General features: G+C 48.1%; 21 protein-coding genes and 1 pseudogene. 11 read left to right on the top strand and 11 right to left on the bottom strand.

Annotated elements, in window-relative coordinates; translation table 11 throughout:
• Positions 1-91 precede the first annotated feature (91 nt).
• From AB2B48_RS07880 to AB2B48_RS07870, 3 genes are all read right to left on the bottom strand, one after another.
• Positions 92-1,351, bottom strand: a complete 1,260-nt coding sequence (locus AB2B48_RS07880) for an MFS transporter (protein ID WP_368301457.1) — start codon at positions 1,349-1,351, stop codon at positions 92-94.
• 65 nt (positions 1,352-1,416) lie between these two features.
• Positions 1,417-2,364, bottom strand: coding sequence for an aminoimidazole riboside kinase (locus AB2B48_RS07875; RefSeq protein ID WP_368301456.1), 948 nt, complete (start codon positions 2,362-2,364; stop codon positions 1,417-1,419).
• A 31-nt stretch (positions 2,365-2,395) separates the two neighbouring features.
• Positions 2,396-3,832 (bottom strand): glycoside hydrolase family 32 protein, encoded by a 1,437-nt coding sequence (locus tag AB2B48_RS07870; protein ID WP_368301455.1) that lies wholly within the window; start codon positions 3,830-3,832, stop codon positions 2,396-2,398.
• A 174-nt stretch (positions 3,833-4,006) separates the two neighbouring features.
• Here AB2B48_RS07870 and AB2B48_RS07865 point away from each other — a divergent pair, with 174 nt between their 5' ends.
• Entirely contained in the window at positions 4,007-5,002 is a 996-nt protein-coding gene (locus AB2B48_RS07865) for a LacI family DNA-binding transcriptional regulator (RefSeq protein ID WP_368301454.1), read from the top strand.
• Between the two features lie 36 nt (positions 5,003-5,038).
• On the opposite strand, the gene AB2B48_RS07860 is transcribed toward AB2B48_RS07865, so the two are convergent.
• Entirely contained in the window at positions 5,039-5,707 is a 669-nt protein-coding gene (locus AB2B48_RS07860) for a molecular chaperone (RefSeq protein ID WP_368301453.1), read from the bottom strand.
• Between the two features lie 26 nt (positions 5,708-5,733).
• Between AB2B48_RS07860 and AB2B48_RS07855 the strand changes: the two are divergent.
• The 4 genes and pseudogenes from AB2B48_RS07855 (at position 5,734) to AB2B48_RS07840 (ending at position 9,592) form a co-directional block, all read left to right on the top strand.
• Positions 5,734-6,881: pseudogene (locus AB2B48_RS07855) on the top strand (IS3 family transposase).
• A gap of 240 nt (positions 6,882-7,121) precedes the next feature.
• Complete coding sequence (locus AB2B48_RS07850) at positions 7,122-7,349, top strand: helix-turn-helix transcriptional regulator (RefSeq protein WP_368301452.1); 228 nt, start codon at positions 7,122-7,124, stop codon at positions 7,347-7,349.
• A gap of 20 nt (positions 7,350-7,369) precedes the next feature.
• On the top strand, positions 7,370-8,278 hold the full coding sequence (locus AB2B48_RS07845) for a hypothetical protein (protein WP_368301451.1): 909 nt from the start codon (positions 7,370-7,372) through the stop codon (positions 8,276-8,278).
• Positions 8,279-8,383: 105 nt separating this feature from the next.
• Entirely contained in the window at positions 8,384-9,592 is a 1,209-nt protein-coding gene (locus AB2B48_RS07840) for an IS256 family transposase (protein ID WP_368301450.1), read from the top strand.
• A 61-nt stretch (positions 9,593-9,653) separates the two neighbouring features.
• Here AB2B48_RS07840 and AB2B48_RS07835 read toward each other — a convergent pair whose 3' ends face one another.
• The 5 genes from AB2B48_RS07835 to AB2B48_RS07815 all read right to left on the bottom strand — a co-directional run bounded on the left by AB2B48_RS07835 (position 9,654) and on the right by AB2B48_RS07815 (position 14,541).
• Positions 9,654-10,352 (bottom strand): hypothetical protein, encoded by a 699-nt coding sequence (locus AB2B48_RS07835; RefSeq protein WP_368301449.1) that lies wholly within the window; start codon positions 10,350-10,352, stop codon positions 9,654-9,656.
• Positions 10,353-10,516: 164 nt separating this feature from the next.
• A complete protein-coding gene (locus tag AB2B48_RS07830; protein ID WP_333010463.1) occupies positions 10,517-10,804 on the bottom strand; it encodes a DUF3892 domain-containing protein in 288 nt (95 codons plus the stop codon).
• A gap of 371 nt (positions 10,805-11,175) precedes the next feature.
• Complete coding sequence (locus AB2B48_RS07825) at positions 11,176-11,763, bottom strand: isochorismatase family protein (protein WP_333010461.1); 588 nt, start codon at positions 11,761-11,763, stop codon at positions 11,176-11,178.
• A gap of 29 nt (positions 11,764-11,792) precedes the next feature.
• Positions 11,793-12,518, bottom strand: a complete 726-nt coding sequence (locus tag AB2B48_RS07820; protein ID WP_368301448.1) for a pirin family protein — start codon at positions 12,516-12,518, stop codon at positions 11,793-11,795.
• Between the two features lie 10 nt (positions 12,519-12,528).
• On the bottom strand, positions 12,529-14,541 hold the full coding sequence (locus AB2B48_RS07815; protein WP_368301447.1) for a hypothetical protein: 2,013 nt from the start codon (positions 14,539-14,541) through the stop codon (positions 12,529-12,531).
• Between the two features lie 184 nt (positions 14,542-14,725).
• On the opposite strand from AB2B48_RS07815, the gene AB2B48_RS07810 reads away from it, so the two are divergent.
• On the top strand, positions 14,726-15,610 hold the full coding sequence (locus AB2B48_RS07810; protein WP_368301446.1) for a LysR family transcriptional regulator: 885 nt from the start codon (positions 14,726-14,728) through the stop codon (positions 15,608-15,610).
• Between the two features lie 96 nt (positions 15,611-15,706).
• On the opposite strand, the gene AB2B48_RS07805 is transcribed toward AB2B48_RS07810, so the two are convergent.
• Positions 15,707-16,633: an NAD(P)-dependent oxidoreductase gene (locus AB2B48_RS07805; RefSeq protein WP_368301445.1), complete on the bottom strand. Its 927-nt coding sequence runs from the start codon at positions 16,631-16,633 to the stop codon at positions 15,707-15,709.
• Positions 16,634-16,842: 209 nt separating this feature from the next.
• Between AB2B48_RS07805 and AB2B48_RS07800 the strand changes: the two genes are divergently transcribed.
• Together AB2B48_RS07800 and AB2B48_RS07795 are read left to right on the top strand one after the other, a co-directional pair.
• The gene (locus tag AB2B48_RS07800; RefSeq protein WP_368301444.1) at positions 16,843-17,736 is read left to right on the top strand and encodes a helix-turn-helix domain-containing protein; all 894 of its coding nucleotides are present in this window, start codon (positions 16,843-16,845) and stop codon (positions 17,734-17,736) included.
• A 42-nt stretch (positions 17,737-17,778) separates the two neighbouring features.
• Complete coding sequence (locus AB2B48_RS07795) at positions 17,779-18,948, top strand: substrate-binding domain-containing protein (RefSeq protein ID WP_368301443.1); 1,170 nt, start codon at positions 17,779-17,781, stop codon at positions 18,946-18,948.
• Positions 18,949-18,979: 31 nt separating this feature from the next.
• Here AB2B48_RS07795 and AB2B48_RS07790 read toward each other — a convergent pair whose 3' ends face one another.
• Positions 18,980-20,323, bottom strand: a complete 1,344-nt coding sequence (locus tag AB2B48_RS07790) for a glycoside-pentoside-hexuronide (GPH):cation symporter (protein ID WP_368301442.1) — start codon at positions 20,321-20,323, stop codon at positions 18,980-18,982.
• A gap of 115 nt (positions 20,324-20,438) precedes the next feature.
• Here AB2B48_RS07790 and AB2B48_RS07785 point away from each other — a divergent pair, with 115 nt between their 5' ends.
• From AB2B48_RS07785 to AB2B48_RS07775, 3 genes are all read left to right on the top strand, one after another.
• Complete coding sequence (locus AB2B48_RS07785; protein WP_368301441.1) at positions 20,439-21,305, top strand: helix-turn-helix domain-containing protein; 867 nt, start codon at positions 20,439-20,441, stop codon at positions 21,303-21,305.
• 185 nt (positions 21,306-21,490) lie between these two features.
• Positions 21,491-22,846 carry a glycoside-pentoside-hexuronide (GPH):cation symporter gene (locus AB2B48_RS07780; RefSeq protein WP_368301440.1) on the top strand — a complete coding sequence of 452 codons (1,356 nt, stop codon included), beginning with the start codon at positions 21,491-21,493 and terminating at the stop codon, positions 22,844-22,846.
• A gap of 35 nt (positions 22,847-22,881) precedes the next feature.
• A complete protein-coding gene (locus AB2B48_RS07775; RefSeq protein WP_368301439.1) occupies positions 22,882-24,483 on the top strand; it encodes a glycoside hydrolase family 43 protein in 1,602 nt (533 codons plus the stop codon).
• The last annotated feature ends 11 nt before the right edge of the window (positions 24,484-24,494 follow it).

Here is a 24,494-nt window from a genome sequence, read left to right as displayed (position 1 = left end):
AGACATAGAAGTAAAAATCCACGACTACGCGTGGATTTTATTATTCTCTGCACCGTGCTGGCTTTAATTTATCGTTGTTAATCTCGTCTTATTATTCCGCAGCCAACTCAGCCATTTCCCTTGAAGAGTGATGCTTTTTACTGAGCGTGAAGTAACCAAATATCAGCGTGATGACCACAATGCTCGCCATAATCAAGAAGATCTCCTGATAACCCACCTTATCAAACAGCTTACCGATAGGCAGCGAGAGCACGATGATGCCGATGGAGCTGGCGATATTAAAGCCAATCAGGTACATCGTTGATGAGAGGCGCTTATCAAAGTTTGCGACGCTGAATTTAAATACCGAGATGACAAACAGCGGCACTTCCAGCGCATGCAGCATTTTGATCAGGGAAATAATATAGATATCGGTGAACAGCGCTGAGCCCAGAATTCGACAGGTCATGATGGTGCCACCCAGCAGCAATGCGGATTTAGGCCCGATGCGGTTTATCAGGAACGGGATCAGCGCCATGCCGACGGCTTCCATAAATACCTGTACCGAGTTGAGGTAGCCGTATACGCGCGGGGCCAGCTCAGGATCGTCAAATAAGCTGGCGTAAAACACCGGGAACATCTGCTGGTCGTAAATGCTATAGAACGACCAGGTGCCGACGACAAAGATAACGAAGAACCAGAACTGCGAATCTTTAAAGATGGTCAGAAAATCTTTTCGGGTCAGCGCATCTGGCTCGGGCGAACTGACTGCCGCAGACGTTGGAGCCGGTGCGTCGGTTTTGAACAACACGTTAATCACCAGGAATATCACCCCCATTACCGATACGCACCAGAAGTTAATGTGTGGGTTGATGCTAAAGAAGATGCCACCCACAAACGTCCCTGCGGCGTAGCCAAGCGACCCCCAGAAGCGGGCGGTGCCGAATTCAAAGTTGAATTTACGGCTCACTTTTTCGACAAAGCTTTCCACCAGACCGCAACCGGCGAGATAGCCAAGGCCAAAGAAAATGGCGCCCAGTATCATGCCAAGCTTGAAGTTGGAGACCAGCAGCGGTTCATAAACATAAATCAGGAACGGGCCGCTGAGGGTGATGACTATCCCCATCATCCAGATAAGGGGTTTGCGGGTACCGAGCTTATCCTGCAGAAAACCGTAGCCCAGCATAAACAGCATGCTGAAAAACTGGTTTACGGCATACAGCATGCCCAGCTCCGTACCGGACAGGCCTAATTTGCTTTTTAGCCATATGGCGTAAAAAGACCACCACAGCGACCAGGCGGCAAAGAAAAAGAGTAGATAGCCGGATGAATACCGGTATTTATTATTACTGAACGGCATCGTTATTTTCATGTTTTTTCCAATCCAGATTAGGTCATTGTAAGGTCATTTTGCTGCAACGTAACGCGTGCGCAGTATTACGGGGTCATCGTTCTCCGTAGCGAAGGGTGTGACTGAATAAAGTGGCCCAGCTGTTGGCTGTCGGGGAAGGCGCTTAGCGCTCCACGCTGGGTGGTCGCCAGTGCACCGCAGGCGCTGGCCTGTTCGAGAAGGGAGAACAACGCCGCCGTTGATGTAGGCCAGCCTTCTCCGGCGAGCGCCGCCAGCAGCCCGGCCATAAAGGCGTCACCGGCTCCGGTGGTATCGATGCTGTCGACGCGGTAGCCGCTTAACGTCAGCTTGCTGTTCTGCCAGAAAGCGATAGCGCCATTGGCTCCACGGGTAATGATTTTCAGGCGTGCGGGAAAATCAGCCAGCCGTTCGCAGGCGATGCTTAAATTGTCGGCCTGTGTTAGCCAAAGCAGTTCTTCTTCGGATATCTTCAGAATGTCGCTCTGGCGGGCGAACTCGCTGATAAGGTCAAACATCTGAGTTTCATTGCTCCACATCTGCGGACGCAGGTTGATGTCGAAGCTCAGCGTGCCACCGGCCTGGCGCGTGGCCGCCATCGCCTGGGTGAGAGTGGCACGACAGTCAGGGGCGACCAGCGCCAGCGAGCAGAAGTGCAGAATATCGGTACCGAAGTTGGGCAGGCTTGCCGGGCTGAGAAACTGATCGGCAGACGGATTGACCAGAAATGCAAACTGTCTCTCGCCGTCAGGAGCCAGCGACACTAGCACGGTACTGGTGTGCCGCTGAGGATCAAACTCCAGGCCTCCTGTGTCCACCTGCGCCGTCACCAGCGTTTGGTGCAGAAAGCGGCCGAAGGCGTCATTGCCTACGCGGCCGATAAAGCCGCTGGCATGACCGAGGCGAGCGACGCCGATGGCCACATTGAAGGGGGCGCCTCCTGCACAGGCTTCAAACTGCATATTGTCGCGCGGCAGTAAATCCACCACGGCATCTCCGAGCGTCCAGATTGTCATTAATTTTTCCCCTAAGCAGTGAGACGGGTGGTTATTGGGCGGCAAGCGGCCAGGCATGTCCGTTAGTAAAGATGGCGTGCCCGTTCTGGCTGAATAAGGTCAGTTGGCGATCGTCCGGCTCAGGATAAATACGGCTGCTAAGGGTGTACTCACCGTGGTTGACAAAGATTTCGATTGAAGAGCTATCGATAAACAGGCGCAGATCCAGCACATCATTGGCGGGCAGCGGGACGCTACGACAGCCAGAGAGGCCATGCTGCGGGTAGCGGCGTTCCAGCACCAGACGCTGTGACTGGGCATCGACGTAGACGCGCAGCCCGTCACCCAGCGCGATGCCAAATTGTTCAGCCTGGCTGCGGGCGATATCGAGGCTCAGTTCGATTTCGATAGCGAGCGCCTGCTCTTCCACCATCAGAGTGCGATTGCGCATCTCGCTAACCGGCCAGACATGAAGCTCACCGCGTAATGATTCCAGCTCTCTGACCGGGTTCATGCGCAGCCGCTGGTTGGCATCAAGCGTCACTTCCCGGGGGAGGGTGAGCATGCCGGCCCAGCCGTCAGCCTGTTCTGGCATCGGCGACTCCCACATCGCTAGCCAACCGATCACCACGCGGCGGCCATCCGGGGTGGTAAATGATTGGGGGGCGTAAAAATCATGCCCGTGATCCATCTCCTGGAAGGGCTGGGTCACGTGGAACTGGTGGTTGTCCTGCCATTCGCCGACCATATAGCCGCTCTGGAACAGGTTACGGTAATCGTATCCATTAGCGGCGATACCCTGTGGTGAGAACATGAAGACGAGCTTATCGTTCAGCGGGAAGAGGTCCGGGCATTCCCACATATAGCCCATGCTGTCATCGGCCCGACCGAGGGTGCTGGCAAACTGCCAGTGCCGCAGATCCTGCGAACGATAGAGTTGTACTTCGCCCACATCATCGACCCGAGCACCCACCACCATGTACCAGCTCTCTCCCTCTTGCCAGACTTTCGGATCGCGAAAATGGTGAACGCCCTGCGGGGTATCCAGAACCATGCCCTGACGTTCGAAGTGAACCCCGTCGGTGCTGGTGGCCAGACACTGCACCTGATAAAGGTTTTCCTCTTTTGCCTCGCCGTCGAATTTGTGCCCGGTGTAGATTAAAGCCAGTTTATTGCCGTCAACCACCGCGGAACCAGAAAAGCAGCCATCTTTATCTTCTGGCCCTTCCGGTGCGAGTGCTATCGGTAAGTGCTCCCAGTTCACCATATCGCGGCTGCGCGCATGGCCCCAGTGCATTGGACCCCAGACCGGTTGCCACGGATAGTGCTGATAGAACGCATGGTAGTAACCATCGAACCAGGATAGGCCGTTGGGATCGTTCATCCAGCCCGCCGGAGGAGCGAGGTGATAGCGCGGATACCAGCGCGGGTTTACACGGTCTTTCTGCTGGCTTAAGGCCTCGTTAGCTGTGGAGAGTAGTGACGTCATTTGCTTGTCCCTGTAAGTAAGTTGATCAAAAGATAACGTTAACATTCTCGGTTTTCTCGCAGATTTGATGGTAATATCGATGTTAATCACAAAAGTTAACGTTAACATTTTGCGGGTGTTATCGAGATCGCATTTTCAGATCCCGGCAAAGTTCACGCCGTCAAAGGAGAGGGTATGGCATCTTTAAAGGATGTGGCGCAACGGGCTAACGTCTCGTTAATGACCGTATCGCGAGCGATTAATGAGCCAGAACGACTGCGGCCAGAAACCTATAAAAAGGTGATGGAAGCGGTGGATGCGCTGGGATATGTCTCCGATCTCTCAGCTAAAAAAATTCGTGGCGCAAAAACCACGGCTAATACCATTGGGGTGCTGGCGCTGGACACCATGACCACGCCATTTTCCGTGGAGATCACGCTCTCTATCGAAGAGACTGCCCGGGCGCATGGTTGGAATAGCTTTGTGGTGAATATGTTCAGCAATGACCAGCCAGAGAAAATGGTGGATCTGCTGCTGGCGCATCGCCCGGACGGTATTATCTACACCGCGATGGGTCTGCGGCAGGTTCCTGTGCCGGAAAAGCTGCATAAGTATCGCTGCGTGCTGGCGAACTGCGAGAGCATTAGCGGCCCTTTTCCTACCTACATTCCCGATGATGAACAGGGGCAATACCTTGGTGTGAAAGCATTGCTGGCCGCAGGCTATCGTCGGCTGCTGTGCATCCACCTGCCAAAAGGGATAGTGGCGACCGATCGCCGTCGGGCGGGAATGGAGAGAGCCTGCCGTGAAGCGGGCGTCGACCCGGATACCATGTTCCACCACTATCTCCCGCCGGGCGAGCGCCACCATATTGATGCGGCGGAAATTGCCGGGCATTACCTGAGTGGCGCGCGTCCGATGTTTGATGCGGTAGTGTGCGGTAACGACCGCGTGGCTTTTGTTATTTATCAGGTCTTACTGGGGCGAGGGCTGCGCATTCCGCAGGATGTCGCCGTGTTGGGCTATGACAATATGGTGGGGACCGGCGAGCTGTTTTTGCCACCGCTATCGACGGTACAACTGCCGCACTATGAAATTGGCCGTCTCAGCGCACTGCATCTTATTCAGGGGCTCGATCACCGCGATACCGTGCGGGTGGACAGCCCCTGGCTTGCCCGTGAATCGATATAATTAACCCGAATCCGCGCCGCGATGAAAAAATGTGGTTTAGCGGTTGAGCGCTTGGCTTATTTCTTCCCGCTCTCCGGCGTCGTTAATCAACCGAAAGGTGATGGTATTTCCCGTCTCGAGTGACGCTTGCGGCAGCGCTTTTAACCCAAAGCGCTGAGTAGAGAAGGGGGGGAGCATCAGGTCAAGCTCTGCGGTGGCCTGGTAGCGGTGGCCGCGTAAGCTCACGCTAATGTCGTTATAGGAGAGAAAATAGCCGCTCGGATTACGGCAGACCAGGGTGAGCGGCACCTTATTTTCTACCGTACACGAGACGGATTTCCCCGCAGCAGTGATGTTACCGTTCAGGTTTTTGGGGCGGTAAATGAGCTTTAGCTGCGTCTTCATAGACATCAACAGATACTGTTGCTGGCTAAGCCCCGTTTTTACCGCCGGCACCTCATAAAGGTTAATCCAGTACAAACTTTCCCTGTCGGCCGCTAACTTTTTACCATCGTAGATGATTTTCACTGATTTCACTTCGTCCGCCCGGAGATTAAATATCGGGGGAATAAGGACAAACGGTGTGTCGGGACTTTGGGCAAAATTGTTAATGTCGCCGCTATCGACCCACACCTGCACAAACGCAGGGTAGGCATTAATGTTCATGATGTTGATGCCCTGCGTCTCTTTGAATCGCCACGGGTTTAACAGACACCTCAGAGTCATTTAAGATGGCTTAAAGAGAGGTGCCCATGAGCGGTAAGCGTTATCCCGAAGAGTTTAAAACTGAAGCAGTCAAACAGGTTGTTGATCGCGGTTATTCTGTTTCCAGCGTTGCAACACGTCTTGATATCACCACCCATAGCCTTTACGCCTAGATAAAGAAGTACGGTCCAGATTCTTCCACTAATAAAGACCAGTCAGATGCTCAGGCCGAGATCCGCCGTCTCCAGAAAGAGCTGAAGCGGGTTACCGATGAACGGGACATATTAAAAAAAGCCGCGGCGTACTTCGCAAAGCTGTCCGATTGAGGTACGCCTTTATCCGTGACAACACCTGTTGCTGGCCTGCTCGCCTACTCTGTCGGGTGCTGGATGTTCATCCCAGTGGCTTTTACGCCTGGCTTCAGCAGCCGCATTCACAACGCCATCAGGTAGACCTGAGACTGACAGGACAGATTAAACAGTTCTGGCTGGAATCGGGATGTGTCTATGGTTATCGCAAGATCCATCTGGATCTGCGGGACAGCGGGCAACAGTGCGGAGTCAACAAAGTCTGGCGACTGATGAAACGTGCCGGGATAAAGGCTCAGGTTGGATACCGGAGCCCGCGGGCACGTAAAGGCGAGGCCAGTATCGTGTCGCCCAACAGGCTCCAGCGGCAGTTCAATCCGGATGCTCCGGATGAGCGTTGGGTAACGGACATAACCTACATCAGGACCCACGAAGGCTGGCTGTATCTTGCCGTAGTTGTTGATCTGTTCTCACGAAAAATTATCGGCTGGTCAATGCAATCCCGGATGACAAAGGACATTGTCCTGAACGCATTGCTGATGGCTGTATGGCGGCGTAATCCTCAAAAAGAGGTGCTGGTTCACTCGGATCAGGGCAGTCAGTACACAAGCCATGAGTGGCAGTCGTTCCTGAAATCACACGGCCTGGAGGGGAGTATGAGTCGTCGCGGTAACTGCCACGATAACGCGGTTGCAGAAAGCTTTTTCCAGTTGCTGAAGCGTGAACGGATAAAGAAAAAGATCTACGGAACGCGGGAAGAAGCCCGCAGCGATATTTTTGATTACATCGAAATGTTTTATAACAGTAAGCGTCGGCATGGTTCGAGTGATCAGATGTCACCGGCAGAATATGAAAACCAGTATTATCAACGGCTCGGAAGTGTCTAGATTACCCGTGGCGATTCAACCTCCGGAGGACTCTTTCAACTCATCTAAGTGATCTCGGCGTTGAATTTCATGTTGTAGAACAGCTGTTAGGTCATGCGCTACCAGGTGTTGCAGGAGTTTACAACCGAAGTAAGTTCATGGCTAAAAAACTGGATGCTCAGGAGCTCTGGACGACATACCTCAATAGCATCGCTGGTGCTGAATCAAAAGTGACAATCCTCAAACAAAAGGCTGGTTAACATGAAAAAAATGGCAGTTGTTGATAAAAAGGGTCTTGAGTACATTCCTAACATTGATCGGATGATCCGTGAGAAAGAGTGTCGGGAGTTAACTACCCTTGCGAACAGTACACGCTGGAAGCTGGAGAAGGAAGGAAAGTTTCCTAAGCGGATCAAGATTGGTTCCGCAGCTGTAGCATATCGCCTCTCTGAAATTCAAGCATGGATAAAAGGGGAATGGGCTGAATAATTACGGAAGAAGGAGTGTTTATGTCATTTGCTCGAATTTACAATACATTATGCCCTTACACAGGGAAAAAACTGATTGATTTAGTTAGCGACCTTGAACATGTATTACCTGCCGGGTTAGGGGCACCTAAAAAATTTGGTGTGATGGCTTCTGAGGAAATGAATAAGATTTTTAACAAAAGCATAGATGAACCATTTTTACTTGAGCCTTTTGTGCGATTTATTAGTGCCACAAATGGTGTTAAGTCAAGGTCAGGGAAAGTAGTATTTTCCCAGAAGGTAACTGATGAAATTTATAATGAAGATGTGATCGTTAAATTTGATAGTGACAATTTCACTCCACAAATGATGGTTCCAATTAGACGAGGAGATGATGGTGAAATTAATGCTGTTGTTGGTTATGGCGATGACGCTGAAATTGAATTGGAAAAAATTGGTAAGAAATTAAAATCAAAAGGAAAGACAATCGTCGGAAAACAGTTTGTGACACGAAGTTCTAACCCATTAAAAATAAATCTTTCGATGGATTTGAATCTTTTTTATCTAGAACAGCTAAAAATAGCATATTTAGTGGCGGTATTTACCTTCGGTGATGTAATTATTACAAGTGAGCAAGGGCGTAACATTGTAAAATGCCTTAATAATGGTGTGCTGGAAAACACGAATATGCAATTGAATTGGTCATTTCTTCCTGAATATTTGCATCCTAAAACTGACAAGAATATCCACACTCTGTTTTGCTTTAAAACTGGTGAATATGTTGCTGTGGGAATTTCCTTGTTTGGTAAATTCACTTCGAGTATATTCTTTATGTTATCAGAGTCTTTAGGTAATGATAATATTGGAGGGGTTTTTTATCTTGATTATAAAAATAATAAAATGCAGGTGAAGGATTTTGTTGATCATATTATTGAAGTAACTGCCTTGTGATAGAAAAACGTCCGAGGTTGAGAGATAAATATTCGAGACTGTAATTAAAATTGTGTAATTGCCTGTTTTTGATATGTTCACTCCAACAACGGAGACAGGCAAATTATGGACGAAAAGAAACTCAAAGCACTGGCGGCTGAACTGGCTAAGGGCCTTAAAACCGAAGCCGACCTCAATCAGTTTTCCCGTATGTTGACGAAATTAACCGTCGAAACAGCGCTCAATGCGGAGCTGACTGACCACCTCGGGCATGAGAAAAATGCGCCCAAAACAGGTTCAAACACCCGCAATGGCTACTCGTCAAAAACACTGCTGTGCGATGACGGCGAGATCGAACTGAACACGCCGCGTGACCGTGAAAACACCTTCGAACCACAGCTGATTAAGAAGCACCAGACACGCATTACGCAGATGGACAGCCAGATTTTATCCCTCTACGCCAAAGGCATGACTACCCGCGAAATCGTCGCCACCTTCAAAGAAATGTACGACGCCGATGTGTCACCCACGCTGATATCTAAGGTCACCGACGCCGTAAAAGAGCAGGTCACTGAGTGGCAAAACCGGCAGCTGGATGCGCTGTATCCCATTGTTTATATGGACTGTATTGTCGTCAAAGTCCGTCAGAATGGCAGTGTGATAAACAAAGCCGTTTTCCTGGCGCTGGGGATCAATACCGAAGGTCAGAAAGAGTTACTGGGCATGTGGCTGGCTGAAAACGAAGGTGCAAAGTTCTGGCTGAGTGTGCTGACGGAGCTGAAAAACCGTGGCCTTCAGGACATCCTGATAGCCTGCGTGGACGGTCTTAAGGGCTTCCCTGATGCGATAAACAGCGTCTTCCCGCAGACCCATATTCAGCTATGCATCATCCATATGGTGCGTAACAGCCTGAAATACGTGTCCTGGAAGGACTACAAAGCCGTCACCAGCGGTTTGAAGACTGTCTATCAGGCCCCGACCGAAGAGTCGGCACTGATGGCGCTCGATGCGTTCGCGAAAGTCTGGGACGATAAATATCCGCAAATCAGCAAAACCTGGCGTGCGCACTGGGAAAACCTCAATACGCTCTTCAGTTATCCGCCGGATATCCGCAAGGCCATATACACCACGAACGCAATCGAATCGCTTAACAGTGTGATCCGGGCTGCAATTAAGAAACGCAAAGTGTTCCCGACGGATGACTCGGTACGAAAGGTTATTTATCTGGCGATCAAGGATGCGTCGAAAAAGTGGAGTATGCCGATCCAGAACTGGCGGTTAGCAATGAGCCGTTTTATTATCGAGTTCGGTGACCGCCTGAGCGATCACCTTTAATACATTGGCAGTTACACAGAATTACTGACAGGCTCCAATCCTTCGAATTTTCCCTTCTATTTCATGTATCTCGTTTATCTTGAGCATTTTTGATAAGCGCTTCTATGTTCTTTTTCTCTTTTTCACGGTCTTCTGTCGTGTAAATCTGGGCACTGATTTTCTTATGCCCACTGACGATGTGAGATATGTCTTGCTGGATTTTTTCGAGACTTTTTGCCATTGAGTAAAGGTTAGGTGTTCCTAGCTGATATGCGCCTTTAAGCTCTGACATATCGATTATTGACTGTTCTATATAACTAGCACCGGTTGTGCTCTGATAGGAGATCTCGACAATCAAAATAGACTCAATCTTTTCATTATATTGCTGTGTCAATTGAGTGTAATGCGAGTAGCGCTCTTGTCCGGGACCGAAATACGTCAATCCTATCTTTAAGAAATTTGCTTCAGTAAATTCATCAATGAGAGTTTGGGCAAATTGCCCACCAGAAATGATCTTCAGATTAAATTTGACATTTATTGCGGGCCCAAGACCAATATTTCTGATATGAAGCCTAACGATGTTTATTGCAAACTCAAAAGGTTTGATTGTTATCTCTATCTTCGGCTCGGTCTGAACTTGCCTCATTTTTGTTGTTTCAGATACCAACTTTCCCGTAAGAATGGAGTAAACCACCGTTGATATAGTAACAACTGCTGTGAATAAAACTGTCAGTGCACCAGAATTTTGGTTTAAGAAATTTAGAACTTCGGATGTATTCATCTTTAGGTCTCACATGTATAGCGGTTTGAGGGGAAAGTGAGGGGGGAGTTTACTCCCAAATACTTCTCTAGGGTATCCTAGAAAAGACTAAGGGCCGACGATCACTGGTCAGCCCTTGAACCAAACTGTGGGTACTTTAGGATTGAATTAGCGCTCAGTTATTCCTAGCACTTAGGTAGTGACAGTAAATTGTTGTTCCATCGACCATCAGCATAAGTACGAATAAATTTCCGTCTCCCACCTCCTGGGTCAACAACACCTACATCAGCACGTTTACCATAACTATCAGTAACATAGAAAGTATGCTGTTTGTTCTCGATTGCACGGACAACATCTGCAACGGTCCACTTACTTCCTTGGGGGGTAAATTGAGGGCTTCCAACATGAGTGATGTGCTCATGCGTAGCATCCGAGTCAGAGAGAGTAATACAAGTTAATCGTACATCTACCATGTTCCACTCCTTTTTTGCTGTGAAAAATCCGAGTTGAAGCAAGTAACCAAATACAGCTGGGTACAATTTTTGATTTCTAAGAGCTTGGTGATTCCTCGTACTCTAAGTGCGAAGACTTGTATTGCAAGTTGTATTGCATCAATAGTTAGGCAGGATTATTTGTAGGCTGAATTACTTTTATAGTCAATCGCATAACATCATATTTGACTCATGTAGCCGAATTATGAGGCATGCGGTCAGTCCAGAAGTTGATGGCATGCATCTCAGTGATGAAGTTGATTTACTAAGGGGAAAAGGAATGGTCACTATGAACGAACCATTCCTTTGTATTGTGTGTGCGAAAACTCGTTCTGTAAGAACTTTGCTGAAATTCAGCCCTGCAGGGCTGGCATGACGACTTCCTGTACGATTGCTGTACCCTCAGGTGTACTCCAGTTGCCAGTTAGTTCAGCAATGACCTGATTAGTGCTGGTCAGTGTTGCACCATTCTTTTCCATGCGGCGCAGGGCCATGTCATCGGCGAACTTCGTCGGTGAAGCACCTGCGTCAGCAACAACCTGAACCTCGTAGCCCTCGCTGACCAGGCTGAGGGTCGGATAGACCGTGCAAACATCGTTGGTCACGCCGGCGATGATGAACTTCCTGCGACCGGTTGCCTTGACTGCGGCAGAAAAATTCTCGTCTTCCATGGCATTAACAATTCCGAGGCGCTTGATGCGGACAGCGAACTCATCCGGTAGGATGGACTCCAGTTCGGAGAGCAACGGGCCCTGCGCATATTCTTCCATGCTGGAAGTCAGCACGACAGGTATCTTCAGGATTTTTGCGGTTTTGGCTAGCATCAACGCGTTACGTTTGAGTTCCTCGAACGGCAAGGATTTGGCCCAACCCATCGTACCGACCTGATGGTCGATAAGAAGGAGTGCGGCGTTTTCACCAGTGAATCGTTCAAAGCTCATGTCAGACTCCTTAATTCGGATGATAACTTTCAGTTTAGAGGACGACCGGAAAACAGCATAACCTTGCTGGTTCCTCCGGAAGAATGGAGTGTAATAACCTGGGGGATGTCCTGCGCCGGATAAACCGGCAGTTTCAGGTCACTGAACCCGAAGGACTGACCATCCACGCTTATCGTCCCGAAAATGGGCATTATGAACGCGCAGTGGCCAGACTCTATGGGCAAAGATAACTCTGCATGGTCGTCCAGCGAGACCTCGAGAATTGTCACGTCGGCGGGCAGCTTCAGCGGAGAATACAATTCTCTGAAGCTGCCCGCGGGTACACGGACACGTACGCCCGGCAGCTGCGCGATGGGAACATCCTGTGGTTCCAGTGTCAACGTGAAGGGCTCCATATTCCGCCGTTCTTGAGGCAAGTTCACGAAAATCTGCAGCGAGTGGACAGTTTTGCCATTCTCGGCTGGCACCTCCTCATGAACGATGCCGCTGCCAGCGGTCGCCCAGTGCAGGCCACCGGGCTGTATCAGGTTATGATTTCCAACTGAGTCTCTATTGATGATGCCTGTTTCCGAGTCCAGAAACAGGTAGGACACCGCAGAGAATCCGGAATGAGGATGTGGCGGAAAAGTTGGCCCGCTCATCCAGGCATGATCGACGCCGAGGAAGGGATCGATCATGCCTGGCATGCCACGCAGGCCAAATGCCCGGAAGTGGCTACCGTGATTAGCCCGCTGCAGAGAAGCAATGTAAGCCATGATGATATTCTCATGCCCCCTGGGTATGGCTCAGGGATGGGTAATCAGTATAACCCTTGTCGTTACCGCCGAAGAATGTCGTATGGTCGGCCTGATTGAATGGGGATCCAGTTTTCACGCGATCGACAAAATCCGGGTTGGAGAGAACCGCTGCGCCATAAGCTTCCAGGTCAGCGAGGCCTGAGGCAACATCGGAGCCAAACTGTTCGCGCGGACGACCCGGACGGTTTAGAACTAGCTTGCCAGACCAGTGTTTGCGAATATCGGCCAGTAATGGCTCGTTACCCTGGTGCATGATGTGCAAATAAGCCAGCCCGAGCTTGTTGAGTTCGGCAACCAAGTAACGATATAAGTCCGGTCCTTCTTCGCCTTCATCTATGCCCCACATCGTGGTGCCGGGCGACAGGCGAATGGCAGTGCGATCAGCGCCAATTTCCTCTGCCACTGCGATGGCCACCTCGATGGCGAAACGAGCGCGGTTTTCGATAGAGCCGCCATATTCATCGGTGCGGTTATTAGCGCTTGGGGCGAAGAATTGCTGAATGAGATAGGCGTTGGCACCATGGATCTCGACGCCATCTGCACCGGCTTCGATCGCACGCTTGGCGGCATACGCGAAGTCCCTGACTGTTTGGCGCACTTCCTCGATGGTCAGTGCGTGCGGAGTTGGAATATCCTGCATACCGGTTGCTGTGAACATGCCAGTGCCTGGCGCTATCGCTGATGGCGCGACACCCTGACGATGATGTGGGGTGTTGTCGGGATGCGACATGCGACCGGCATGCATGAGCTGAATGAAGATGTGGCCACCACGGGCATGCACGGCATCAGTGGTTTTCTTCCAGCCAGCAACATGGGCATCGGTGTAAATACCGGGAGTGGTGAGATAACCCTGGCCATCGTCGGAAGGCTGGGTGCCTTCGGTGACAATCAGACCGACATCGGCGCGTTGCGAATAATATTCGGCGGCGAGTTCGCCCGGCGTGCCGTCATACTGTGCGCGCGAACGGGTCATGGGTGCCATGACCAGGCGATTTGGCAGGGTGTAATGTCCAACTTGAACGGGCTCGAACAATTTGCTCATAGAAAGATCCTCGGTAGTGAATGAATCAATAGGTTGGCTAGTAGAATCAGAATTTGAATGACTGGTGGCCCGATCTATCAGAGCATCGGAAGCAGCCATGAATTTATGAATGTGCTCATTGGTCAGTCCTGACGACGGCAGTATCGGTTGCCCTTTGCTGTTGAACATGGCGCCGCTGCGATTTTCAAGATTGGACGTGAACAGGAGGGGGGCAATTCGCCCGGCATAAGCATCAGCAGTTGGTGTGAACAATCCGATCAACGCTTCCACAACGCGTGATTTTAGCGTGTCCTTTCCAAAGAAATTGTCCCGGATACCGGTCTTGATGAGACCCGGGTTCAACCCGAAGAATGTGGCGTGGGAATAACGCGCTGCTGAATCAAGTACCAGCATCTCATTACCCGCAACCGTATTCATATGTGCTGGCATTGCCTTGTATGACTGTTCGGCGTTGAGGTCGTCAGCAGTACCAATTTGGCCGCTGCCGGGATAACCCATGAAGAATACACGCGGCTTCAATACCGGGCTGGTTCGCTCTGACCCAAGCCTTTGAATGATTTGTTGCAGAATGACTCGGCGATTGAGATAGCTGATTGCCAGATCGCGTTCGATACCTTCAGCAGTCTCTTCACGTTGCGGTGCGGCAAAAATGCCCGTCGTGAAGATGACCAGATCGAATGTCTCTGCTGGCAGCAGCTTGCCCACGCGTTGCGCTTCGCTCATCAGACTCAGATCGGCTTTGATAAAATCAATGCCCCGGACACCTGCATCCCGGAACGTTTGTCCAACAACCACGACATGCGCGCCGCTGGAAGCCAGCATGTGAGCAATCGCTCTTCCGATTCCGCCTGTTCCACCCACGATGGCCACGTTTTGCATATTGCTGCCTGGGGTGTTGTCCCTGTCAGAATGCCAGTTCCAGCTCTTATCTCGTTGCACTCATAAGTCCTCAATCTATGACATTGCGATCATCATCTCCTTTATAGAAACTGGAATAAATAGTATTTATTGGATAACATTGCTCCATAAATGGCGCAATTGGTATAGTAACATCGGGCGCTTTACAGACCGGGGCAGGCTGTACACAGCATTGCCATAAAGATGGTAAAAAGGTGCAGCCAATATGGATAATTACCTAAAAGATATGGCCCTGTTTGTCGAGGTCGTTAAGGCAAAGGGTTTCCGTGGCGCGGCAGAAGCGGTAGGAATTCCAAATTCCACGCTTTCACGGCGTATCAGTTCGCTTGAGAAAACAATCGGATTGCGTCTGTTACACCGTACTACCCGAAAAATCGAACTGACTGAGGCTGGTCAGATTTATTTTGAACGATGCAAGCGCATCGTGGATGAAGCTCGTCTGGCGCATGAACAGCTTGGCGAAATGTTAGAACAGCCGAGCGGAGTCCTGCGGGTGTCACTGCCAGTAGATTTTGCCGTGACCTATCTCGCCCCCCTGATTGCCGAGTTTGCTGGCCTTTACCCTGGCATCTCATTCGATTTCGATCTTACCCCGCGCAGGGTTGATCTCGTTTCTGAACCGTTCGACGTGGCAATTCGTATGGGAGAATCTGAAAATTCACAGTTGATTGCGCGACCACTGGCATCACTCACACCGTATCTCTATGCCTCACCTGGATATCTTGAGCGGTCAGGGCATCCGAATGGGCCGGCCGATCTTGAATGTCATGAATGCATGAGTGTTATTAAAGGGAGTTCGTGGACGTTACGTCATGGTAAACAGACCTATACAGTGCCCATCAGCAGTCGATTCTCGATCAACAGTGTCGGAATGATTCGCCGTCTGGCCACGCTTGATATGGGTATTATTCTGATGCCACAGGAAATCGTCGCTGATGAGTTGTTGGCTGGCGCGCTGCTGCCGATCATGCCTGGCTGGCATGGCTCGCCCATGCCAGTTTATGCGATGACGGAAACCCGCCTGCTACCTGCAAAGACACAACGCTTTCTTGAATTTCTGCGTAAACGCCTGGGTACTGAACCCAGATGAAAGATTGCTCGAAATGACGCTTAGGTTATATCTGCTGATTGCACTTTCTGCTCAAATTTATGCAAGGGAACGATAGAAAAATCGTCGCGTGAACCGTCATTTAACCGGAGTTAGCACTTTACCCGAATGCAAATATAAACGGATATTCTCGCATACCAGATTTTTCATCGCTTCACGGGTCTCATTTGTACCGCTAGCGTAGTGAGGTGTAATGATGACATTGGCTCGTTGCAGGGCAATCGGTATTACGGGCTCATTCGCCAGCACATCGAGGGCTGCACCTGCAATGAGGTTGTTTTCAAACGCAATTATCAGATCGTCCTGATTGACCAAACTGCCACGGGCGATATTCACCAGATAGCCAGAGCGACCCAATGCAGTTAGCACCGTCAGATCAACAATATTGTGATTTTGCTCGGATGAATTAGCCGATAAAATAAGAATATCTACTTCGCTTGCAAGGCGCTGTATGGTCTCAATTCGCCTGGCCGCAATATCCACCTCATTGCTATCAGTATAATAAATGTCACAGTCAAATGCCGACAATCGACGGAAAATTGCCTGGCCTACACGCCCCATACCAAATATTCCCACCTTGTGCCGGCTGAATTTGGTGGTTAAAGGATAGCGTGAATGGTTCCAGTATCCCTGTTGTACAAAATCATTTGCAGGAATAATTTCACGGGTGAGCGCCAGGCAGAATGCGAGAGCGAGGTCGGCGACATCCTCGGTTAAAACCCCCGGAGTGTTGGTGATGGTGATATTATGTTGCTGTGCGTACAGCAAATCGACACCATCAAATCCAACCCCAAAAATAGTGATAAGTTTCAAAGAAGGAAATTGTTTAAGGAAGTCGGCATCGAGTCTGCTTTCCCCATTAGCAACCCCAATAGTAGCTATGTTAATATTTTCTTGCTGCGATGGGGATGTTGCTTCGTGAACATCAATTAGCATGTAATCATTTTTCAATTGTTGCTCAAGATTTTCGGGGATACCATCAAGCTTTAAAATTAATGCTTTCATAAAATTACCTTTCTGGTGGGCTTGCAGGATGTTTCAATTAGCGTTATTTTTCAATTTTTATATATAGATAAATCAATTCGATAAACATATTTTTAAATAAGAATGTTATTTTCTCTATACATGCCTAAAAAATTGATCTACTTTAAATGTAATTTTTCGATCATATACATCTCAAAGATGTAGTTTTTAGTGGGGTTTATATAATTTTTATGCTCACCATGTGGAATGCAGATCACTTTTTTGAAAAAATAGACACAACCATTGGTGTTGATTACATGTTGCGTGCTCGGGAAGGCGTACCGGATAAAGGGGTGTACATCCGCCCGCATATGCATCTGGAACATGAAATTATGTGGTTTCATAAAGCAGAGGGAAGCTACACGATTGGAAGTGAAAAATTCAATCTGAAAAATAACACATTGATCTACGTCAGTCCTCTCGTCTTGCATGATATGGAGTTGGCATTTACCGGCGATCATGAACGTTTTTTGTTGCAATATGATAATGCCGTTCTTAGTCGGTTAAAATATCCCTTTCCGGCATTGAAACCGCACACTGGTATTGTTACGCAGCTTGATGAACAGGATGGAAAAAGATTACAGTTCTTGTTTCGATGGTTTACGGAAATACATGAGACACCGCATTCCACCCATGAGATTAATCCGTTGATGATTCTACTGCTCAATACGGTATTCCACCATGCCTCACAGGCAGAACCAATCTTACCGGAAAGTGAAGGTACAAGCTCATTTGAAAGTATTATAAATTTTATCATTGATATGGAGACGCGCACTTCATTTAATATTACCCTTAATGAGGCGGCGGAATCAGTAGGCCTGTCATCGAGTCATTTTTCGCGTACTTTTAAAAAGATTATGCAGGTCAGTTTCAAAGAGTACCTTGTTAGAAAGAAAATTGCTCTATCCGCCGATCTGTTGACCAATACCGAATTGAATGTGACGGATATTGCCTATCGGTGCGAATTTACCGACAGTGCCTATTACTGTTTTCAGTTTAAAAAGGTTGTTGGTGTGACACCGAAGAAATTCAGAACTAACAGTCGCTCAACGAAACAGTTATCAACAAAGCATGATAAAATATAATGAATTGATCTTTCCGCCGATCTGAATACGAAGAATATGCATATGTGCCAGTATCACGTAGGACTGCTATTTAATGCTAATAAAGCATGGGACCGCCAGGTTATAGAAGGTATTGGGGATTTTTTTGCTTTCTCTGAATGCAACTGGGATATTTATATTGAAGAGTCATTTTGCACAACTAAAGTAAATGCTCTTATGGCGTCATCAGATGGCATTATTGCTGATTTGGACGATCGTTACCTGGTTAAAGCATTAGAAAAATCAGTAAAACCTTATGTCGGTGTTGGCGGGTCTTTTGCTCAGGAACGCGACTATCCGCGGTGTGATTATGTAGCTACAGACAATGATAAATTGGTTCAGCTGGCATTTGAGCATCTGATGAAAAAGGGTATTCAACATATCGCATTTTTTGGCCTACAGGATGCCAGTGAAAAACGGTGGGCTACAGAGCGTGAAAATGCCTATGTGAAACTGGCGAAAACGCATTATTATACCCCTGAATTATTCCATGATTATGATGCCGCAATTCAACAGCGGGATATATCTATGAATTCACTGATAGCGTGGATCCGGTCACTTGCGCCACAAAGTGGTATTATCGCCGTCACCGATTCACGTGCTCGCCATCTGTTACAGGCATGTGCAATAGCCGGTGTAAAGGTGCCTGATGAAGTCGCTATCATTGGCATCGATAATGAGGATTTGGTCAACTATCTATCACGTATCTCTTTAACGACTGTAGTGCAAGGTGCCCGTCAAATAGGTTTTCAGGCGGCCCGGCTTTTACAAATACAGTTATCATCAGAAAGTGAGAAAGCCCGGTATCGTATTGTGGTTCCTCCGGTGGGTATTAAAGAACGAATGTCAACGGATGTGAAACTGACGCATGATCCTTTGGTGAGGCGTGCGCTGTCATTTATCAGCGAGAATATCCACAGACCGTTGAAAGTGATTCATGTCATTAACTACCTGGGGCTTTCCCGAACGCTTATTGACACCAAATTCCAAAAAGAGCTTGGGTGTAAAGTCCATTCGGTGATCCTGAGAGAAAAACTCATTCGTTGCCGGATGCTGCTGGAGAATAAAAACATTCCGATTGCGGATATCCCAGCGCTAGTCGGATTTCCATCTATTACCTACTTTTATAACTTCTTTACGCGCCAGATGAATCTCACGCCCGCGATTTACCGTCAACAGAACGCAAAAGAGTAAGTGACCGGGGATCCCGGTCACCATCATGTATTTATATCGTTGAGTTTTTTTGCGCCATAGCCATCAACGCTTTGTCGTTAAGGCTGTATTTGCGCATTATAAGCACCAGCAAGGCTACAAGGATAGCCGGTAACACAGTGAACAGTAGTCGGATAGTTTCCAGCGCCGATGCGGGTTGCGTTGTAGCTCCACCGACATAATTACCCCAAGCGAGCAGGTACCCCACCAGTGCACCGCCGATGGCAATCCCTAACTTAATGGCGAATAAATTTGTGGAAAAGACAATACCGCTGAGTTTCTTCCCGCTTTTCTTCTCCTCGGCATCAATAATGTCTGACAGCATGCTCCACTGTAAGGGGGTTGCGGCAAGCTGAATGATATTAATGATAATTACCAGTGAGAAAATGGCGATAATGTTGCTGCCGGGAATAAAATACATGCCCATCAACAGTGCGGCTTCGAGCAGCATTGCTGCTTTAAACCCTTTTACTTTATCGATATTTTTAAAAATAGTAGATGATATCATTGCTCCCAGTACCCCCGACGCCAGAGTAGCGGTTAGCAACAGGCTGCCCAAATCAGGTCGATTCATAATACTATTTACAAAATAGAGCGTAGTTCCACCTTTAAAAAGTACCGCTACCAGATTCACCACATTTAGTGCAAAAAGAATACGCCAGTCTTTATTAGAAAATAGTGTTTTGAGGTCATCAAGTATACTATTCTTTTTGGTTAATTCAACATCGGATGAAAAACGTTCTTTTGTCAGGCCAAAACAGATGAAAAAGAGAATAATACTGAGTGTTCCCATTACCATCATGGTATAAAAATAACCGTTCTGCAAATTGCCTTTCCCAAGATAAGCTACTAACGGCAGAGCTGTTAAGGAAACAATCAATCCACCCAAAGTACTAAGGGCAAATCTCCAGGATTGTAATGATACTCGTTCTCTGGAGTCATTGGAAATGTTATTGATCATCGCACAGTAGGGGACATTAATGGCGGTATAGACCAGCGACAATAATGTATAAGAAACGTATGCGTAAATCAGTTTTCCTCCGTATGATAGATCAGGAGTATAAAACGTTAAGCAGCACAGTACACCAAACGGAATCGCGAACCATAGTAAGTAAGGACGAAACTGGCCATATTTTGATTTAGTTCTGTCAGCCACTGCCCCCATTAATACGTCAGTTACCGCATCAATTAAACGTACTGCCAGGAACATAGTGCCCATATGTGCTGGGTTTAAACCAAATATATCAGTGTAAAAATAGGCCATAAACAACATCACGGTCTGCCATACTAAATTGCAACCGGTGTCGCCTAGCCCATAACTTATTTTTTCTTTTACGCTTATTAGCGAACTGTTCATACAGACTCCATCGGATAAAGTAACGGACTTGCTTAAGTAGACGTAATTAAGTTATTGCTAATCCCGTTTCTGATATGTATAAACAATCCAGACAAATATAAGAAGAGTGTACAGCATGAGTGATGAATCTCCCGTTTTCGAAAAAATACCTGTTCGCGCCGGGGACTTGTTCACCTTCCGGGCCGATGCTATCAGAGATTTTCAGGGAATCGAGGTAGTACCGCATTATCATATGATGCACGAGCTGATGTGGTTTCGAGATTCAGCGGGTAGTTTTACTATCGGAAACGAGAGATTGGCTATAAAAAACAATACGTTGATCTTCGTCCCTGCATTGATGAATCATGAGATGAGCATTCCGGCGCAGGCGAATCATGTGCGCTATCTTCTGCAATTCGAAAAAGAGTGGCTGGATGAGTACGCGTTAGCATCCGACGCGCTGCATTGTGGTGCGATGGCCGTTCTGAGCACAGAAGACGCCGACCGCCTGGAGGTGTTATTTAACTGGTGTGGCGAGTTTAGCGATTTTTCCGATACGCTTTTCCGTTCACTGATCCGCAGTATTTTGCTGCATGCATTTAAAAACCTGAAAGCAGCAGTTCATATTACGGAAAGAGAAAATAATGCCTATCTCGGAGAACTTATAAAATTACTGAAATTCATTGATGCCACTGAAAATTATGAGATAACGACAGAAGAAGCGTCTCGGGCCTGCAACTGGTCTAAATCGTGGTTTTCAAAAATATTTAAAATTACCTTTGGTCTCAGCTTTAAGAAGTTTATGTTGTTGAGAAAACTTAATATTGCTATTAATTTACTGACCAATACCGACCTGCGTATCAGCGAGATTTCCCAGCGTGCTGGTTTTACCGATAGTGCTTACTTTTGTCTTAAGTTTCGGGAAATGATGAACGATACCCCGCTCTCATTCAGAGATAAAGTCAGAACCACGAAGGATGTGGGGAGCGGATTACACCTGTAACGGAAAATGTTAAAAACAGACTGATTATTCTGAGTGTGATCGGTGTTTCCCTGGTCGCGCAAAAAAATCATATAAACTCCGCCAAAGAATACATTTTTTGCCTGTAATTAAGCCTACTTTTCATAACGTGAATACGGTGCTTGTTTCACCACGTTGACTATCCCTTGAAAAATAAAGGTATTGTTATGAATAGAGCAGGGTTTAAAGAAAAAGTAGGCTATGGTCTGGGTGATGGTGCCTCCAATATAATCTGGCAAACCATCATGCTATTTATGGCCTATTTTTATACCGATGTGTACGGCCTCAGTGCTTTTCATATGGGGACAATGTTCCTGGTGGTCCGCATTGTTGATGCATTTGCTGATGTTTATGCCGGTTATTTAGCTGACCATACACAAACTAAATACGGCCAGTTTCGTCCTTACTTACTCTGGTTTTCCCTACCGTTTGGCATTTTTGGTGCGTTGACGTTTTATACCCCAGATTTCGGGGAAACCGGCAAAATTATCTATGCTTACGTCTCCTACACCACGCTGTCGATTTTTTACTCTCTGGTTAACGTTCCCTACTGCGCGATGATCAACAATCTCTCCAGTGATACGAAAGATAGGGTATCAATGCAGTCATACCGCTTCGCCTTTGCCGCATTGGGTGGGATTATCGTTTCTGCCGTGGCGCTGCCCCTGACTAAAGTGCTGGGTAATGGTGATCTGCAAAAGGGGTATTTCTACGGCATGATTCTGATGGGGGCGCTGAGTACGATCATGTTCCTGATGTGCTTTGCCATGACCAAAGAACACTACGTTAAAGAGATTGATAAAACCCAGAAATTTAGCGGTATCTATAAAGACCTTAATATTCTGCTGAAAGATCAGAATTGGCGCTGCATCTTTAGCCTCAATGTGGTCAACCTGATTGCTGGAATATTAAAAACTGGCGGGGCCATGTATTTTGTGAATTATTATTTGCATCGCCCGGATCTGGTCAGTGTGGTGCTATCTATTATCCTCGGCGCGAAGTTTATCGGCTCGATGTTTACCACCACATTATACGGAAAACTCGACCGCTTATGGGCTTACAAATTGGCGATGACGGTACAGGCGGCGGTGATGATTGCGCTGTTCTTTGTACCTGCTGATTACATTATCCTGACCTGTGTGGTGGTAGGTATTATTCACTTCATCAACTCCACAGCAACGCCGCTGCAATGGAGTCTGCTTAGCGATATTATTGATAATGTGGAGAAAAAATCAGCTAAATCCCTTAGCGGTCTGGTTTTTTCCACCAACATTTTTGCCATTAAGATTGGTATTGCCGTCGGCGGAGCTATTATCGGCTGGCTGCTGACAGTGGGCGGCTATGTGGGCAATGCGCCCGTGCAGACAGAATCGGCGACCCTTGTTGTCAGACTCATTTTCACTGTGATCCCTGCGATGCTGCTCCTGAGCCTGATTTTAATTCTGAAAAAATACCGTAATAGTGAAGAGCCAGTTAACACCGCTAAGGTGATCGCTGTACAAAACCAACCTGCCAGACGCTAACGATTTATTACGGACGATAACAAGGAGTTGATATTATGACCGCTATCACTAATCCCATTATTCCTGGTTTTAACCCAGACCCATCAATTATTCGTGTTGGTGAGGTTTATTATATTGCCACCTCGACGTTTGAATGGTTTCCAGGGGTGAGTCTGTACAAATCTCGCGATCTGAAAAACTGGCAACGGATAGCCTATCCGTTAAACCGCAGAAGCCAGCTCGATATGATCGGTAACCCGGATTCTGGCGGTGTGTATGCGCCGTGTCTGAGCTATCACGATGGGCGTTTTTATCTGATTTTTAGCGATATTAAAAATGTCGCCGGACGCTTTTGGGACGCAAATAATTACCTGGTGACCACCGACGATATTGAAGGGGAGTGGTCAGAACCCACCTACCTTCACAGCCGGGGCATTGACCCCTCACTATTCCACCATAGCGACGGGACGAAGTGGCTGGTGAGCATGGAAATGAGCCACCTGGAGGGCGGGAAACCGGGATTTCCTAAGTGGAACGGTATCATCATTCAGCAGTACGATGAGCTTGAAAACAAGTTGGTGGGTGAGTGCCGGAAAATCTACGCAGGAAGTGCACTAGGGACGACCGAAGGGCCGCATATCTATCAACACGAAGGTTGGTTTTATCTTCTGACTGCCGAAGGTGGTACTTTCTACAACCACGGTGTAACCATGGCTCGTTCGCGTAACCTCTTCGGGCCGTACGAAACCGATCCTATCGGTCAAATGATGACGTCACGGGATGACTGTCGTATACCGTTACAGCGTGTGGGGCATGCGGACCTGTTTGAAAATACGCTCGGCGAGATGTTCATTGTGCACCTGTGCGGCAGGCCGCTGGCAACAAAAGGGCGTAGCCCGATGGGGCGTGAAACTGCCATTCAACGGGTGTACTGGAGTGAAGACGGTTGGTTACGGCTTATCAATGAGAAGACCACGCCGGAAAATGTGGTTCACACACGTCTGGAAGAGCATCACTGGCCCGTGTTGCCGGCTAAAGATGATTTTGATGCACCAACGTTGCCGCTGCATTATCAATCGCTGCGCATTCCACTCAACGAAGAAATGTGTTCACTTGTTGAGCGAAAGGGCTGGTTGCGCCTGCGTGGCCGTGAGTCGCTCAGTTCTCACCATTACCAAAGCTTGCAGGCCCGGCGGCAGACGGATTTTGCCTATACCGCGCAAACTTGCGTTGATTTTTCCCCGCGCTCATTTCAGCAAATGGCCGGGTTGGTCTGCTTTTATGACACGACGAATTACCTGTATCTTAATATTTCTTGCGATGAGGAAGGACGGCGTACTGTCAATCTTATGGTCAACGACCTGAACAAATTCACGATGGTGACCGGTGATGGCATACATATAGCCAGTGAAGGGTTGGTGTATCTCAAAGTTTGTGTGAGGGGCGATGCGGCGTGGTTTTATTATTCGCTGAATGAAACTGAGTGGTTCCCCGTCGGTGGATACGTGGAATACAGCAAGCTGTCCGACGAGTACTTCAAAGAACGTAGTATTGAGCGTTTTACAGGAGCCTTTGTGGGGATGTGTTGCCAGGATTTGACTGGTGAGCAGGCTTATGCGGACTTTGATTATTTTTCTTATTCGGCGGAACCCTACTAACCGTTGATAGG

This window comes from Kluyvera sichuanensis, from assembly GCF_040930405.1.
GTDB lineage: Bacteria > Pseudomonadota > Gammaproteobacteria > Enterobacterales > Enterobacteriaceae > Kluyvera > Kluyvera sichuanensis.
This window is presented reverse-complemented; position numbering and strand designations above follow the sequence as displayed.

Coding starts and splice junctions, on each gene's coding strand:
- AB2B48_RS07880 (WP_368301457.1), bottom strand. CDS start 1,351: ATGAAAATAACGATGCCGTTCAGTAATAATAAATACCGGTATTCATCC.
- AB2B48_RS07775 (WP_368301439.1), top strand. CDS start 22,882: ATGACCGCTATCACTAATCCCATTATTCCTGGTTTTAACCCAGACCCA.
- AB2B48_RS07845 (WP_368301451.1), top strand. CDS start 7,370: ATGTCATTTGCTCGAATTTACAATACATTATGCCCTTACACAGGGAAA.
- AB2B48_RS07820 (WP_368301448.1), bottom strand. CDS start 12,518: ATGGCTTACATTGCTTCTCTGCAGCGGGCTAATCACGGTAGCCACTTC.
- AB2B48_RS07795 (WP_368301443.1), top strand. CDS start 17,779: ATGTGCCAGTATCACGTAGGACTGCTATTTAATGCTAATAAAGCATGG.
- AB2B48_RS07870 (WP_368301455.1), bottom strand. CDS start 3,832: ATGACGTCACTACTCTCCACAGCTAACGAGGCCTTAAGCCAGCAGAAA.
- AB2B48_RS07825 (WP_333010461.1), bottom strand. CDS start 11,763: ATGAGCTTTGAACGATTCACTGGTGAAAACGCCGCACTCCTTCTTATC.
- AB2B48_RS07835 (WP_368301449.1), bottom strand. CDS start 10,352: ATGAATACATCCGAAGTTCTAAATTTCTTAAACCAAAATTCTGGTGCA.
- AB2B48_RS07875 (WP_368301456.1), bottom strand. CDS start 2,364: ATGACAATCTGGACGCTCGGAGATGCCGTGGTGGATTTACTGCCGCGC.
- AB2B48_RS07830 (WP_333010463.1), bottom strand. CDS start 10,804: ATGGTAGATGTACGATTAACTTGTATTACTCTCTCTGACTCGGATGCT.
- AB2B48_RS07850 (WP_368301452.1), top strand. CDS start 7,122: ATGAAAAAAATGGCAGTTGTTGATAAAAAGGGTCTTGAGTACATTCCT.
- AB2B48_RS07840 (WP_368301450.1), top strand. CDS start 8,384: ATGGACGAAAAGAAACTCAAAGCACTGGCGGCTGAACTGGCTAAGGGC.
- AB2B48_RS07860 (WP_368301453.1), bottom strand. CDS start 5,707: ATGACTCTGAGGTGTCTGTTAAACCCGTGGCGATTCAAAGAGACGCAG.
- AB2B48_RS07790 (WP_368301442.1), bottom strand. CDS start 20,323: ATGAACAGTTCGCTAATAAGCGTAAAAGAAAAAATAAGTTATGGGCTA.
- AB2B48_RS07785 (WP_368301441.1), top strand. CDS start 20,439: ATGAGTGATGAATCTCCCGTTTTCGAAAAAATACCTGTTCGCGCCGGG.
- AB2B48_RS07800 (WP_368301444.1), top strand. CDS start 16,843: ATGCTCACCATGTGGAATGCAGATCACTTTTTTGAAAAAATAGACACA.
- AB2B48_RS07780 (WP_368301440.1), top strand. CDS start 21,491: ATGAATAGAGCAGGGTTTAAAGAAAAAGTAGGCTATGGTCTGGGTGAT.
- AB2B48_RS07805 (WP_368301445.1), bottom strand. CDS start 16,633: ATGAAAGCATTAATTTTAAAGCTTGATGGTATCCCCGAAAATCTTGAG.
- AB2B48_RS07810 (WP_368301446.1), top strand. CDS start 14,726: ATGGATAATTACCTAAAAGATATGGCCCTGTTTGTCGAGGTCGTTAAG.
- AB2B48_RS07865 (WP_368301454.1), top strand. CDS start 4,007: ATGGCATCTTTAAAGGATGTGGCGCAACGGGCTAACGTCTCGTTAATG.